Source organism: Sphaerotilus sp. (assembly GCF_041083715.1).
GTDB lineage: Bacteria > Pseudomonadota > Gammaproteobacteria > Burkholderiales > Burkholderiaceae_C > Sphaerotilus.
Genome location: NZ_JBFPGY010000020.1, coordinates 1 through 13,981 on the forward strand (window position 1 = coordinate 1; position 13,981 = coordinate 13,981).

Genomic DNA, 13,981 nt, shown 5'->3' on the forward strand with positions numbered 1-13,981 from the left:
GGTGCGGGCGCCGAACGGCGCCGTGGTGACGCTGGCCGTCGCGATGATGGCCAGCCCTGGCAGCCACAGGTAGCCGAGCGCGCCGGGCAGCGGGCTGGGCATCGACCACCCACCGACCACATAACCGACCGTGTTCGCCAGTGCGATCGGGAAGCCGAGCGCCGCCGAGGTTGCCACGGCGTTGTGCATCGCCACATTGCACCAGCTCATGAATGGCACGGAGATGAAACCGCCGCCGGCGCCCACCAGCCCGGAGATGAATCCGATCACGCTGCCGGCGCCGAGACTGCCGGCCGTGCCGGGCATCTGGCGCGTGGGTGCGGGCTTGCGGTCCAGCAGCATCTGGGTGGCGGAAAAAACGACGAAGACCGCGAACACCAGCGCGAGCGTCGTGCCCTTGAGCAGCGAGAACACCCCGGCGCCAGCCACCAGTCCACCCAGCACGATGCCGGGCGCGAGCGTGCGCACGATGCCCCAGCGGACAGCGCCGCGCTGGTGGTGCGCCCGCACGCTGGAAACCGAGGTGAACAGGATGGTGGCCATGGAGGTGGCGATGGCCATCTTGACCGCCAGCGCGGCGTCGACTCCGCGCGCAGAAAGAATCAGGGTCATGAACGGCACCATGAGCATGCCGCCTCCGATGCCGAGCAGGCCGGCCAGGAAGCCGGTGCAGATGCCGAGAGCAAGCAGTTCGGCGACCAGAGTGAGATCAAGGTGCATGTAGGGTGTCCGCTGCGAACCGAAGGCCGCATTCCTGAACCCAGGGGATTCAGGTGGGCGAGGTCAGACCGGCTTCGGGTTCATCTGACGCGAGACGATCACACCAGCTGGTCGATGTTCCAAGCCCAGGCTCGCGAGAGCATCGGTTCAAGGAAATAAAACCCCCGCGAACGCAGCGGACGGGTCAATTCTATGACGATCCAGGCCCTGCGGCTCAGGGCGAGGTGTGATCCTGTTCACCGAGTGCCGCGTCGATCCTGCGCACCAGGTGGTCGACGTCGATGGTGATCAGGGGCATGCTCGGTGCCAAGGCTGGAGCGGATTCGGTGATCTGCACCGGCCCGGCATGGCCTTCCAGGGTGCGGTGCTCGATGAGCGAATACGCCAGGTTCAGCGCCGCCAGCACGGCGATGCGCTCGCGGGCCTTGACCCGGCCTGCATCGCGGATGGTGCACATCTCGCGGTCGACCTGGCGCACCGCCGCGCTCAGGACCGCCTGGCCGCCGTCCGGACAGGCCAGGATGTAGCTCTGGCCCATGATGCTGACTTCGAGCTGTTTCATACCCCACCTCCCGATGCGCCACGGTCATGGGTATCGACATCACCGGCCGGCAGACGTTCGATCAGAGCGTCGATGCGCGCCCGTGCTGCCGCCAGCCGGGAGCGCAGGTTGTCCCGTTCGGCCGCGACGGCAGCGAGTTGCTGTTCGAGCTGGGCATTCGTGTGCTGAAGCGCTTCATGGCGCAGAAGCAGCCGTTCTACCCGTTCGGCGAGGTCTTCGAGTGTGGACATTGCGCGGTGGCGTTTGCGTAGTGATGGGCGCGACAGTCCGCGCTCCCTGTTCACGATGATTGTAGTGGTCCGGGCCAGCACCGTTTACAATTCACGTTGTTGGTGCTCGTGCCGGCCTTCACGCCAGCACGGTTAAACGGGAAGCAGGAAAGTCACCGCCCTTTCGGGCCACGCTCAACCTGCGCTGCCCCCGCAACGGTAAGCGGACGGGAGCCTTCGTGCTCTCTGCCTCGGCGCACATGCCACTGGTGTCATTGGGATACCGGGAAGGTCGCTCGGGGTTCGTCCGTCAGCCCGGATACCGGCCAACGGGGGGTGGACAACGCAGGTTGTCCACCATTGAGGTGTGTGCCTGCGGGGAAGCTGGCGCGCACGATCTTTCCGTGTCGTGTTCTCCTATGACTTCCGAATTCCGGGCTGCCTCGCTGCCCTGTCTGTCCGTGCGACCTGTTGCACTGGCCGCTGCGCTGTGCGCGTTCTCCATCGTCTCGACCACTGTGTCCGCGCAGTCCGGTGTTGCTGCCAGCACCACGGCTGCCGCCGCGTCCTTGCCCACCGTGGTCGTCACCGCCACCCGCACGCCGGTGCGCGTCGACCAGACCGTGGCCGATGTCACCGTGCTGACCCGCGACGACCTGGAGCGCGCCAGTGGCCGCACGCTGAGCGAAGTGCTGGCCCAGCAGGGCGGCATCCAGTTCACGGCCAACGGTGGCCTGGGCAAGACCAGCTCCATCTTCATCCGTGGTCTGGAAGCGCGCCACGTGCTGCTGCTGGTCGATGGTGTCCGCTACGGCTCGGCGACCACCGGCATGCCCGAACTCGACAACCTGCCGCTCGGTGACATCGACCGCATCGAGATCGTGCGCGGCCCGCTGTCCAGCCTCTACGGCAGTGACGCGGTCGGCGGCGTGGTGCAGGTCTTCACCCGCCGCGCCAGCGCCAGCGAGGGCACGCGCTACAACGGTGCGGTGACCGCCGGTGACCGCCGCTACGGCCAGGCCAGTGCCGGCGCGAGCTTCAACGACGGACAGTGGAGCGGTGCCCTGCAGGTGCTGCACACCGAAAACGGCGGCTTCTCGGCCACCAACCCGCGTGCCGAGTTCGGCAACTACAACGCGGACCCCGATGGCTTCCGCCAGAATGCAGCCAGTGCCAGCATCGGTCTGAAACTGCCGCAGGGCTGGCAGGTCGGTGCGCACCTGCTGAGCGCTGACGCCCTCTCCGCCTACGACGACGGCCCGGGCGCCGACGCCAAGTTCGGTCTGCGCACCCGCGTGCTGTCGGTCGACACGTCGGGCGAGGTCGCTCCGGGCTGGCGCACGCAGGTCCGCGTGGCCGGCAGTGCCAACGACTACGAAACGATTGCCTCCGCATCGCCGTATTCGGACCTTGGCACCATCGCCACCGTGCAGCAGCAGCTGAGCTGGGACAACACCTTCAGTCTGCCCGTGGGCACGCTGCTGGTGGTCGCCGAGCATCTCCAGCAGAAGGTGGCCAAGCCGGTCACCAACTACGACGTCACGGGCCGCACGATCAACAGCCTGGCCCTCGGCTACCACGCCGCAGTCGGCATCCACACCGTGCAGGCCAGCCTCCGCCATGACCGCAATTCGCAGTACGGCAACCCGACCACCGGCACCGTCGGCTACGGCGTCGCGCTGCTGGAAGGCCTGCGCGCCACGGCCCAGGTCGGCACCAGCTTCGTCGCCCCCAGCTTCAACCAGCTCTACTGGCCGTCCTACGGCAACCCGAATCTGGAGCCGGAGCAGGGCAAGCACGCCGAAGTCGGCCTGCGCTACACGGTCGGCGAGCAGCAGTTCGGTGCCACCGTGTTCGGCAACCGCATCCGCGGCTACATCACGCAGGGTGCCAACCCGGTCAACCTGCCGTACGCGCAGAGCAACGGCGTGAGCCTGGGCTACGACGGCCAGCTCGGTCCGGTCAAGGTCGGCGCCGCGGTGGACCACCTGACGCCGAAGAACGACACCGATGGCAGCGCCAACCAGGGCAAGCTGCTGCCGCGCCGGGCGCGCGAAGCGGCCAAGTTCAGCGCCGATGTCGATCAGGGCGCCTGGACCTTCGGCGCCGGCCTGCAGGCTTACAGCCACCGCTTCAACGACACCGCCAACACGCAGCGCCTGGCTGGCTATGCCACGGTCGATCTGCACGCGCAGTGGCAGTACGCGCGTGACTGGGCGCTGGGTGCACGGCTGAACAACGTCGCCAACCGGCAGTACGAGACGGCGCTGGGCTACAACCAGCCGGGTCGCGAGCTGTACGTGACGCTGCGCTACGCGCCGCGCTGAGCAGGCGATCCGACCGGCCCCGGACCGGAGCGCCCCGCGCCATGCATCTCCAGAGCGAGTTCCTCCTCGGCGGCCAGCGCAGCGGCAAGTCGCGCTGCGGTGAATCGCGTGCGGCTGGCTGGCTGGCGCAGCCTGGCCACCGCGCCGTGCTGCTGGCCACCGCGCTCGGTGGTGACGAGGAGATGCGCGCACGCATCCACCGGCACCAGCGCGACCGCGCCGAGCGGGTGCCGGCGATGGCGCTGGACGAGGTGCCGCGCGATCTCGCTGGCGCCATCCACCGGCACAGCGCGCCGGACTGCCTCGTGCTGGTCGATTGCCTGACGCTGTGGCTGACGCAGTGGCTGATGCCGATCGAGGGCGCGCCGGTCGATGGCGCGACCTGGCTGGCTGTGCTGGCCGATCTGGATGCCGCGCTGCAGGCTGCACCAGGCCCGGTCGTGCTCGTCTCCAACGAGATCGGGCTGGGGCTGTCGCCGATGTCGCGTGAAGCCCGGCGCTACGTCGATGAACTCGGGCGGCTGCACCAGCAGGTTGCGGCGCGCTGCCCGAGCGTGACGCTGATGGTGGCCGGGCTGGAAATGCCGGTGAAGCGGGTGGTGCAGCGATGACCCGGTGGCTCTGGGGGCTGGTGCTGGTCTTGGCGGCGCTGTCCGTCCGTGCCGAGGTGATCGTCCGCGATGACCGAGGCACGGCGATCCGGCTGGCCACACCGCCGCAGCGGGTCGTCACGCTGCTGCCGTCACTGACCGAGACGGTCTGTGCGCTCGGTTTCTGCGAACGGCTGATCGGCACCGACCGCTACTCGAACTGGCCGGCCAGCGTGGCCGCGCTGCCCAAGTTTGGCGGCATGGACGACACGCAGGTCGAACGCCTCGTCGCGTTGCGGCCCGACGTGGTGCTGGCTGCGCGCTCGACGCGGGCGGTCGAGCGGCTGGAGTCGCTCGGGCTGCACGTCGTGGTGCTGGAGCCGCGCAGCCAGGCCGAGGCGAAACGCATGGTCGCCGCCATCGCCACGCTGATGGGCCGTCCCGCGCAGGGCGCCGTGCTGTGGGCGCGCATCGACCAGCAGGTGCAGCACGCAGCGGCGCGGGTGCCGGTGGCGCTGCGCGGTCAGAAGGTCTATTTCGAAGTGGACTCGGCGCCCTACGCGGCCGGCAGCACCTCGTTCATCGGCGAGCTGCTCGCGCAACTCGGTCTGGGCAACATCGTGCCGCCCGCGCTCGGGCCGTTCCCGAAACTCAACCCCGAATTCATCGTCAGGGCGCAGCCCGAGCTGGTCATGGCGGTCGAGCGCAACCTGCGCGACATGCCGCGCCGCCCTGGCTGGGCCACGCTGAAGGCGCTGCAGACGGGCCGCACCTGCGCCTTCGAGGTGGGCCGCTACGACATGCTCGTGCGCCCCGGGCCGCGGCTGGGCGAGGCAGCGGAGCTGATCGCCGACTGCCTGCAGGCGCTGCCGTGAGTGCCGCATGAGCGAACACCAGCAGCGCCGCCGCATCCGCCTGGCCTGGGCGCTGGCATTGGTCGCATGGCTCGGGGGCGCTGCCGGGCTGGTCGCAGGCAGCGAGGGCTGGAGCCTCGCTGCCTTGCGCACCATGCTGGGTGACGGCTCGGCCGACCTGATCCTGTGGCAGATCCGTGCCCCGCGCACGCTGGGCGCGTGGCTGACCGGCGCGCTGTTCGGGCTGGCCGGGGCGATCGCGCAAGGGCTGTTCCGCAACCCGCTGGCGGATCCGTACCTGCTCGGCTCCGCGGCGGGCGCCTCGCTGGGCGTGGTGCTGGTGCTGGCGGCGAGTTCGCTGGCCGGGGTTGGATGGAGCCTGGCGACGGCGGAGATGCTGTCGCGCTTCGGGTTGGTCGCAGCGGCCTTCCTGGGCGCGCTGGTCGGGGTCGGCCTGACCCTGTCGCTGGCACGGGGCGCGCAGCACACGACGCGGTTGCTGCTGGCCGGTGTCGTGGTCGGTGTCGTGCTGGGCGCGCTCAACGACCTGCTGACGACGCTCGCGCCCGACGCGCTGCGCGGCAAGCAGGCCTTCCTGCTCGGCACGACCGGCTTTCTCGGCTGGTCGAGCTGCGCGGTGCTGGGCGCCGTGCTGCTGCTGGTGCTGCCGCCGGGCTGGCGCCTGTCGCGGGTGCTGGATGCGCTGACGCTGGGCGAGGACAGCGCTGCGAGCCTGGGGTTGCCGCTGCCGACGCTGCGGCTGGTGCTCGTCGTGCTGATGGCGCTGGCCACCGGCACCGCGGTGTCCCAGGCCGGCATGGTCGCCTTCGTCGGGCTGGTCGCACCGCACCTGGTGCGCCGCTTTGTCCATGCGACCCACGGCTACCGGCTCGTCGCGAGTGCGGCGATGGGGGGCGCGCTGCTGCTGCTGGCCGACGTGCTCGCGCGCACGCTGATCGCGCCGCAGGAGCTGCCGGTCGGGGTGCTGACCGCCGTGCTCGGCGGCTTCTACCTGCTGTGGCTGCTGCGCCGCCGGGAGATCGCCGGATGATCGCCGCGCGCGCGCTGCAGGTCCGCTTCGGCGGCCGCATGGTCCTGCACGGCATCACCCTCGCGTTCGAGCGTGGCTGGACCGCCATCGTCGGCCCCAACGGCGCCGGCAAGTCCACGCTGCTGCGCGCCCTCGCCGGGCTGCAGCCGCTCCATGCGGGCGAGGTCACGCTGGCCGGTCGCCCGCTCGCCGCCTGGTCCGCCCGCGACCGCGCCCGCCAGCTGGCCTGGCTCGCGCAGCAGGCCGAATCCGGTGGCGAACTCACCGTGCGCGATGCCGTGCACCTCGGGCGCCTGCCGCAGCTCGGCCTGTTCACGACGCCCGGTCCGCAGGACGAGGCCATCGTCCAGCAGGCCATGCGCGACACCGAATGCCAGTCCTGGCAGCACCGCCGCCTGTCCGCGCTGTCCGGCGGCGAGCGTCAGCGGGTGTTCCTGGCCCGGGCGCTGGCAGTGCAGGCGCCGGTGCTGCTGCTCGACGAACCGACCACCCACCTCGACCCGCCGCACCAGGTCGCGCTGGTTCGCCAGATGGCACGGCTCGGCCGCACGCAGGTGGTCATCAGCGTGCTGCACGACCTGAATCTGGCGCTGGCCGCCGACCGGCTGGTCGTGCTGGCGGCCGGGGACGTGCGTGCCGTCGGGGGCTGCGGCGATCCGGCCGTGCAGGCCGCGCTGGTCGAGGTCTTCGGCGGCGCGATCCGCATCGAGCGCATGGGTGCCCAGTGGGTCGCGCTGCCGCTGCTTCAAGACTTCCAGGACCTCCAGGGAACCCCTCCATGAACATCGAACAACCCCCCGTGGACCGCGAACGCATCGTTCCCGATGGCGAACGGCGCGGCCTCGTCCTCGTCCATACCGGCGACGGCAAGGGCAAGAGCACGGCCGCCTTCGGGCTGGCCATCCGCGCCCACGGCCGCGGCAAGGCGGTGAAGATCTACCAGTTCATGAAGGTGCCCAGCGCCCGCTTCGGCGAGCACCGGCTGTTCGAGCAGATCGGCATCCCGATCGAAGGCCTGGGCGACGGCTTCTCGTGGAAGAGCAAGGACCTGGAGCACTCCGCGCAACTCGCCCGCGACGGCTGGGCCAAGGCCGAGGCGACGATCCGCGCCGGCGAACACTTCCTCGTCGTCCTCGACGAGATCATGTACCCGCTGCGCTACGGCTGGGTGCCGCTGGAGCCGGTGTTGCAGGCGCTGCGCGAGCGGCCGGCGCATGTCCACGTCGTGCTCACCGGCCGCAATGCGCCGGACGAGCTGATCGAACTTGCCGACACCGTGACCGAGATGGCGCTGGTGAAGCACCACTTCAAGGCGGGTGTGCCGGCGCAGCGCGGCATCGAGGACTGACGCGATGACCGCCTCGATTCCCGCGACGGTGAAAACCGCCATCAGCTGGAGCGCCGGCAAGGACTCGTGCCTGGCGCTGCTGCGCGCCCGCGAAGCCGGTCACGACGTGCAGACCTTCCTGACGATGTGCGAGGCCGACGGCTTCAGCAAATCGCACGCGCTTGCGCCAGAGGTGGTCGCCACGCAGGTCGCGGCCTTCGGCGGCGTGTGGCGGGCGGTGGCCGTGCCCGAGGGCGTGCCGGGGGCGTACGGGATGTGCTTCGACGCTGCGCTGCAGTCCCTGCACGACAGCGGCCACACCCACGTCGTCTTCGGCGACATCGACCTGCAGGCGCACCGCGACTGGCTGGAGCCGGCCTGCGCCCGCGCTGGTCTGGCGGCGGTCTTCCCGCTGTGGGGCGCGTCGCGTGCGGCGCTGGCCCGCGAGGTCCTCGACCGCGGTATCCGGGCGCGGCTGGTCTGCGTGGACACCGGCCGGCTGGACGCCCGTTTCTGCGGCCGCGACTACGACGCGGCGCTGCTGGCCGAGCTGCCAGCGGGCGTGTGCGTCTGCGGCGAGGACGGCGAGTTCCACACCGTCGTCGTCGATGCGCCGGGCATGACCGCGCCGCTGGCGCTGGTCAGCGGCGGAACGCGCACCGTCTTCGCCCGCCCGCCGATGCGCCCGACCACGCTGGTGTTCGACGAACTGCGGCTCGCCGACGCACCGTGACGCTGACCGCCTTCGCGACCGAACCGGCGCCGTGGCCCGTGTTGCAGGCAGGGGCGCTGCTGCTTGCCTGGGCGCTGGACCGCCGCTTCGGCGAGCCGCCGAACGCCTGGCATCCGGTGGCGTGGCTCGGGGCGGTGCTGGGGCCGGTCGGACGGCGGGTGCGCAGCTGGCCGCTGCGGGCTGCGTTCGTGTGCGGAACGCTGGTCTGGTGCGGGCTGGCCGCCGGGCTGGTGGCGGGTGCCTGGGCGTTGCAGGCCTGGCTGCGGACGCTGCCGGCGTGGCTGGCCATGCCGCTGCTGGCGCTGCTGCTCAAGCCGCTGTTCGCGGCGCGCATGCTCTGCGACGAGGTGCGGGCGGTCGAAGCGGCGCTGCAGCAGGGGCTGGACGCCGGCCGCGCGCGCCTGGCGTGGCTGGTCAGCCGCGATGTACGCCAGCTCACGGCCACGCAGGTGCGCGAGTCGGCGATCGAGACGTTGGCAGAGAACCTCAACGATTCGGTGATCGCGCCGCTGGCGTGGTTCGCCGTGGCGGGACTGCCGGGTGCCGTGCTGTACCGGTTTGCCAACACGGCTGACGCGATGTGGGGCTACCGCGGTGCCTGGGAATGGGCAGGCAAGTGGGCGGCGCGGGCGGACGACGTGCTGTCGTGGCCCACGGCGCGGGTGACGGCCCTGCTGCTGCGGCCGGTGTGGCGGGCGGCGGACTGGGCGCTGCTGCGCGGCGAGGCGGCCCGCACGCCGTCGCCCAACGGTGGCTGGCCGATGGGGGCCATGGCGTTACGTCTGGACATCTGTCTGGGCAAGCCCGGGGTCTATGCTTTGCACCCCCGTGGTCGAGCACCCGAGGCCGCAGACGTGGACACCGCGCTGCGGCACGCCCAGTCGGCCGTCCGGTGGTGGATGACCATGCTCGCGGGTGGCTGGCTGGGGTGGGCGTTGATGGGGGCGGCCGGGGGGCCAGCCTGAACGAGCAGAACATGACGTCGATCCACGACCGCAATGACCTGGTGCGCACGCACGGGGGGCCGGACGCCCTGGGCGTGCCGCGCTGGGATTTCTCCACCAACGCCAACGCCTGCGGGCCGGCGCCGATGGCGCTGGAGCAGGTCCGGCAAGTCGATGTGCGGCGCTACCCCGACCCGGGCTACGCGGCCCTGCGGCAGCAGCTCGCGCGGCTGCACGGCGTCGAGCCGGTGCGCATCGTCGTGGCGGGCAGTGCCAGCGAGTTCATCCGCCGCATGAGCCTGGCGATCGCGCTGATCCACCCGGGTGCTCGTGTGCGGGTGCCGGACTATGCCTACGGCGAATACGCGGCGGCGGCCGAGGCGCTCGGCCTGCGCACGGTGCGCGAGATCGACGACCTGGACGCCAAGGATCCGCCGTGGCTGATCTGGCACACCGAGCCTGGCAGCCCGATCGGCGATGCCCGTGCCGCGCCGCCGTTCAACCCGGGCGAGTCGGTGCTGGTGATCGACCGTGCCTACACGCCGCTGCGGCTGGACGGCGAGGCCCCGCCGGTGCCGGATGGTGCCTGGCAGCTCTGGTCGCCCAACAAGGCACTCGGGCTGACTGGCGTGCGCGGTGCCTACGCGATCGCCCCGGCGCGCACTCCGGAGTCCGCGACGCTGACCGACTGGCTGATCGAGCGGCTGTCGGCCCTCGCGCCGTCGTGGCCGCTGGGTGCGCATGCCGTGGCGATGCTGCAGTGCTGGGCCAGCGACGAGGCGCAGAGCTGGGTCCGCTCCAGCCTGCACATCCTGCGGAGCTGGCGACGGCAGCAGATCGAGCTGTGCCAGAAACGCCTGGGCTGGACCTGCCTGACCAGCGTCACGCCGTACTACATCGCCCGCTGGGGCCAGTGGACGGCGGGCGAGGACGCCGCGTCCGATCCGCTGCACCCGTCGCGGGTGCTGCCGGAGCTGCGCGCCGTGGGCATCAAGCTGCGCGACTGCACCTCGATGGGCCTGTCGGGCTGGGTGCGCGTGAGCGTGCAGGCCCCGCCGACGCAGCAGGCGCTGGCGCTGCTGTGGCGACAGACGGTGGGCGACGGGGGCTTCGTGCCGACCGTGCGCCAGTCGGGGTTCCAGAGCCTGTCGACTTATTGAGGAAACACATGGCACGCGCAGTGATGGTCCTGGGCACCACCAGTGGCGCCGGCAAGAGCTGGCTGGCCACGGCGCTGTGCCGCTGGTATGTGCGCCAGGGGCTGAAGGTCGCGCCGTTCAAGGCGCAGAACATGAGCAACAACGCCCGCGTGGTGCCGGGTCCGGACGGGTGCATGGGCGAGATCGGCAGCGCGCAGTATTTCCAGGCGCTGGCTGCCCGTGCCGTGCCCGAGGTGCGCCAGAACCCGGTGCTGCTCAAGCCCGAGGCAGACACGCGCAGCCAGGTCGTCGTGCTGGGTGCCGTGCGGCGCGACCTGGGTGCCGTGCCGTGGCGCGAACGCAGCGAGGCGCTGTGGCCGTTCGCCCGCGACGCGCTGCACGCGCTGATGGCCGAGAACGACGTCGTGGTCATCGAGGGCGCCGGCTCGCCCGCCGAGATCAACCTGCACAGCAGCGACTACGTGAACATGCGCACCGCGCTGGCCGTGGACGCCGCCTGCCTGCTGGTCACCGACATCGACCGCGGCGGCGCCTTCGCCCACCTCTACGGCACGCACCAGCTGCTGCCCGCCGAGGAGCGCGCGCTGATCCGCGGCTTCGTGCTCAACCGCTTCCGTGGCGACGCGGCATTGCTGGCCCCCGGTCCCGCGCAGCTGGAGGCGCTGACCGGCGTGCCGACGGTGGCGGTGCTGCCGATGTGGCGCGAACATGGTCTGCCCGAGGAGGATGGCGTGTTCGACGACCGGAGCACGGGCACCGCTTCGTCCGCTCGCCCGCTGCGTGTGGCGGTGGTCGCCTACCCGCGCATCAGCAACCTCGACGAGTTCCAGCCGCTGCGCAACCTGCCCGGTGTGCGCCTGGTCTGGGCGCGGGGTCCGGCCGATCTGGACGCCGCGGACTGGGTGGTCCTGCCCGGCTCGAAACACACCATGGCCGATCTGGCCTGGCTGCGTGCCCAAGGACTCGATCTCGCCGTGGCGCGCCACGCGGCGCAGGGCGGGGCAGTGCTCGGCATCTGCGGCGGCCTGCAGATGCTGGGCGAGGCGCTGATCGACCTGCACGCGGTCGATGACCCGCTCGGCGGTAATGCGCCGGGCCTGGGCCTGCTGCCGCTGGTGACCGCGTTCGACCCCGACAAGCTGCTTCAGCCGACACAGGCCCGTTTTGCCGCGCTGGACGGGCCATGGTCGGCGCTGTCCGGGGTCGCCTTCGACGGCTACGAGATCCACCACGGCCGCACGGGCCAGCATGCCGATCTGCCGGCCGCCACCGAAGCGGTGCACAACGCTGCGGGCGAGGTGCTCGGCTGGCAGCAGGGCGCCGTGCTCGGGCTGTATGCGCACGGCCTGTTCGAGTCACCCGCAGTGCTGCGCGCGCTGTTCGGCGCCGAAGTGCGCACGCTGGACGAGGTGTTCGACGGCCTCGCCGATTTCCTGGACCGGCACGTGCCCGAGGGCGTGCTGATGTCCCTGCTGCAACCCCACAACGACAAGGACACCCGATGACTGCACCCGCACTCCCCACCCTGCCCGAGCTGGCCGACCTGCACGACGACGTGCTGACCGCCCGTGTCCAGACCGCGCTCGACCAGAAGACCAAACCGCAAGGCTCGCTCGGCCGCCTCGAAGCGCTGGCGCTGAAGCTGGCCCAGATCCAGGGTCGTGACCTGCCGGCGCTGGAGCATCCGCAGATGGTCGTGTTCGCCGGCGACCATGGGCTGGCGTCGCGTGGCGTCTCGGCCTTTCCGAGCGACGTGACGTGGCAGATGGTCGAGAACTTCCTGGCCGGTGGCGCGGCGGTCAGCGTGCTGGCGCGCCAGCACGGGCTGGCGCTGACGGTGGTCGATGCCGGTGTGAAGCACGAGTTCGCGCCGCGTCCGGGCCTGCTGCAGCGCAAGCTCGGCTGGGGCACGGCGGATGCGCTGGACGGCCCGGCGATGACCGCCGCCGAATGTGCCGCAGCGATCGAGACCGGCGCGGGCGTCGTGCGCAGCCTGCCGGGCAACGCGATGCTGTTCGGCGAGATGGGCATCGGCAACACCTCGTCGGCCTCGCTGCTGATGGCGCGGCTGACGGGCGAGTCGATCGACCGCTGCACCGGCCGTGGCACCGGCGTGGACGGCCCGGCGCTGGTGCGCAAGACCGAGATCCTGCGCAAGGTGCTGGCCCGCCACGAAGCGGCCACGGCTCCGCTGGACGCCCTGGCGGCGTTCGGCGGCTTCGAGATCGCGATGCTGGTCGGCGCGGTGCTGGAGGCGGCGGCGCAGCGGCGGGTCATCGTCGTCGACGGGTTCATCGTGAGCAGCGCGGTGCTGGTGGCGGCGCGGCTGGCGCCGAACGTGCTGCAGCGCTGTGTCTTCGCGCACCAGTCCGACGAGTCGGGCCACCGGCTGATGCTGGCGCGCCTGGAGGCCGAGCCGCTGCTGAGCCTCAGCCTGCGGCTGGGGGAAGGCTCGGGCGCGGCGCTGGCGTGGCCGCTGCTGGAGTCGGCCTGCCGCATCCTGGCGGAGATGGCCAGCTTTGCCTCGGCCGGCGTGAGCGACCGCGCGGACTGAGCCACCGATGCGCTGGCTGGTCCACGAGTGGCGCCTGTTCTTCATCGCGCTGCAGTTCTTCACCCGCGTGCCGGTGCCGGTGTGGGTCGGCTGGTCGCCCGAGTGGATGCACGCGAGCGCACGCCACTACCCGGTGGTCGGGCTGTGCATCGGCGCGGTCGGGGCGGCGGTGCTGGCGCTGGCTGCGGCGTTCTGGCCGCTGCCAGTGGCGGTCGGGCTGTCGATGGCGGTGACGGTCTGGATGACCGGCGGCTTCCACGAGGACGGGCTGGCCGACACCTGCGACGGCCTGGGTGGGGTGGTCCACCGCGAGCGGGCGCTGACCATCATGAAGGACTCCCGCCTGGGCAGCTACGGCGCGCTCGGGCTGGTCGGCGTGCTGGGGCTGAAGGCGGTGGCGCTGCACGGCATCGCGTCGACGGACCTCGCTGGCGCCGCAGTGGCCATTGTCTGGGCCCATGCGCTGTCGCGGGTCGCGCCGGTCGTGCTGCTGTGGGTGCTGCCGTATGCGGGCGATCCGGAACACGCCAAGGCCAAGCCGATGGCGCAGCAGATCTCCGGCCGCGGGCTGGTCGTCGTGATGGGCTGGGCGGTCGTGGTCAGCGCCGCGGCGGTGGCCGTGCTGGGTGACCTGCGCCCGGTGCTGGCCGGCCTGCTCGGTCTGGCGGGCATGGTGCTGTGGTGCGGGCGCTGGTTCCATGGCCGGCTGGGCGGCTACACGGGGGACACGCTGGGCGCATCGCAGCAGTTGAGCGAACTGGCGGCGCTGCTGGGCTGGCTGGCGGTGCTGCATGGCTGAAGTGCGGCTGGAACTCTCCGTCTGGCGCCACCCGAAGCCGGTCGGGGCGGCCGGGCGCTGCATTGGCCGCACGGACCTGCCGGTCGATCCGCGCCGCGCCAAGCGCCTGGCGCACCGCATCCGCCAGGCGGCGCGGCGCGAGGGCCTGCCG

At 71.4% G+C, this 13,981-nt stretch carries 15 protein-coding genes, 1 other RNA gene and 1 riboswitch; of the genes, 12 read left to right on the forward strand and 4 right to left on the reverse strand.

Annotation, left to right across the window (positions count from 1 at the left end; genetic code table 11):
• The 4 genes from AB3X43_RS00805 to AB3X43_RS00820 all read right to left on the reverse strand — a co-directional run.
• The coding region (locus tag AB3X43_RS00805) for a sulfite exporter TauE/SafE family protein (RefSeq protein WP_369427997.1) at window positions 1-720 on the reverse strand (720 nt) is incomplete at its 3' end.
• Window positions 721-725: 5 nt separating this feature from the next.
• Window positions 726-902, reverse strand: a non-coding RNA gene (ssrS, locus tag AB3X43_RS00810) — 6S RNA.
• Window positions 903-934: 32 nt separating this feature from the next.
• Window positions 935-1,282, reverse strand: coding sequence for a cell division protein ZapA (locus tag AB3X43_RS00815; protein ID WP_369427998.1), 348 nt, complete (start codon window positions 1,280-1,282; stop codon window positions 935-937).
• Entirely contained in the window at window positions 1,279-1,512 is a 234-nt protein-coding gene (locus AB3X43_RS00820) for a DUF904 domain-containing protein (protein WP_369427999.1), read from the reverse strand. The genes AB3X43_RS00815 and AB3X43_RS00820 overlap by 4 nt, the downstream gene beginning before the upstream one ends.
• 83 nt (window positions 1,513-1,595) lie before the next feature.
• Window positions 1,596-1,836, forward strand: a riboswitch (cobalamin riboswitch).
• A gap of 74 nt (window positions 1,837-1,910) precedes the next feature.
• On the opposite strand from AB3X43_RS00820, the gene AB3X43_RS00825 reads away from it, so the two are divergent.
• From AB3X43_RS00825 to AB3X43_RS00880, 12 genes are read left to right on the forward strand one after another with little or no spacing between them, the layout of a single operon-like run.
• Entirely contained in the window at window positions 1,911-3,818 is a 1,908-nt protein-coding gene (locus tag AB3X43_RS00825) for a TonB-dependent receptor domain-containing protein (protein WP_369428000.1), read from the forward strand.
• Between the two features lie 41 nt (window positions 3,819-3,859).
• The gene (locus AB3X43_RS00830) at window positions 3,860-4,429 is read left to right on the forward strand and encodes a bifunctional adenosylcobinamide kinase/adenosylcobinamide-phosphate guanylyltransferase (protein ID WP_369428001.1); all 570 of its coding nucleotides are present in this window, start codon (window positions 3,860-3,862) and stop codon (window positions 4,427-4,429) included.
• Window positions 4,426-5,283 carry an ABC transporter substrate-binding protein gene (locus tag AB3X43_RS00835; protein ID WP_369428002.1) on the forward strand — a complete coding sequence of 286 codons (858 nt, stop codon included), beginning with the start codon at window positions 4,426-4,428 and terminating at the stop codon, window positions 5,281-5,283. Before AB3X43_RS00830 ends, AB3X43_RS00835 begins: the two co-directional genes overlap by 4 nt.
• 7 nt (window positions 5,284-5,290) lie before the next feature.
• Window positions 5,291-6,313 carry a FecCD family ABC transporter permease gene (locus AB3X43_RS00840; RefSeq protein WP_369428003.1) on the forward strand — a complete coding sequence of 341 codons (1,023 nt, stop codon included), beginning with the start codon at window positions 5,291-5,293 and terminating at the stop codon, window positions 6,311-6,313.
• Window positions 6,310-7,095 carry an ABC transporter ATP-binding protein gene (locus AB3X43_RS00845; RefSeq protein WP_369428004.1) on the forward strand — a complete coding sequence of 262 codons (786 nt, stop codon included), beginning with the start codon at window positions 6,310-6,312 and terminating at the stop codon, window positions 7,093-7,095. The genes AB3X43_RS00840 and AB3X43_RS00845 overlap by 4 nt, the downstream gene beginning before the upstream one ends.
• A complete protein-coding gene (cobO, locus tag AB3X43_RS00850; protein WP_369428005.1) occupies window positions 7,092-7,661 on the forward strand; it encodes a cob(I)yrinic acid a,c-diamide adenosyltransferase in 570 nt (189 codons plus the stop codon). The genes AB3X43_RS00845 and cobO overlap by 4 nt, the downstream gene beginning before the upstream one ends.
• Before the next feature lie 4 nt (window positions 7,662-7,665).
• Window positions 7,666-8,373, forward strand: a complete 708-nt coding sequence (locus tag AB3X43_RS00855; protein ID WP_369428006.1) for a Dph6-related ATP pyrophosphatase — start codon at window positions 7,666-7,668, stop codon at window positions 8,371-8,373.
• Window positions 8,370-9,338 (forward strand): adenosylcobinamide-phosphate synthase CbiB, encoded by a 969-nt coding sequence (gene cbiB / locus AB3X43_RS00860; RefSeq protein WP_369428007.1) that lies wholly within the window; start codon window positions 8,370-8,372, stop codon window positions 9,336-9,338. Before AB3X43_RS00855 ends, cbiB begins: the two co-directional genes overlap by 4 nt.
• An 11-nt stretch (window positions 9,339-9,349) precedes the next feature.
• Window positions 9,350-10,477 (forward strand): aminotransferase class I/II-fold pyridoxal phosphate-dependent enzyme, encoded by a 1,128-nt coding sequence (locus AB3X43_RS00865; RefSeq protein WP_369428008.1) that lies wholly within the window; start codon window positions 9,350-9,352, stop codon window positions 10,475-10,477.
• Window positions 10,478-10,485: 8 nt separating this feature from the next.
• Window positions 10,486-11,982, forward strand: a complete 1,497-nt coding sequence (locus tag AB3X43_RS00870; RefSeq protein WP_369428009.1) for a cobyric acid synthase — start codon at window positions 10,486-10,488, stop codon at window positions 11,980-11,982.
• Window positions 11,979-13,031 (forward strand): nicotinate-nucleotide--dimethylbenzimidazole phosphoribosyltransferase, encoded by a 1,053-nt coding sequence (cobT, locus tag AB3X43_RS00875; RefSeq protein WP_369428010.1) that lies wholly within the window; start codon window positions 11,979-11,981, stop codon window positions 13,029-13,031. Before AB3X43_RS00870 ends, cobT begins: the two co-directional genes overlap by 4 nt.
• Before the next feature lie 7 nt (window positions 13,032-13,038).
• Entirely contained in the window at window positions 13,039-13,830 is a 792-nt protein-coding gene (locus tag AB3X43_RS00880; protein ID WP_369428011.1) for an adenosylcobinamide-GDP ribazoletransferase, read from the forward strand.
• Window positions 13,831-13,981 lie beyond the last annotated feature (151 nt).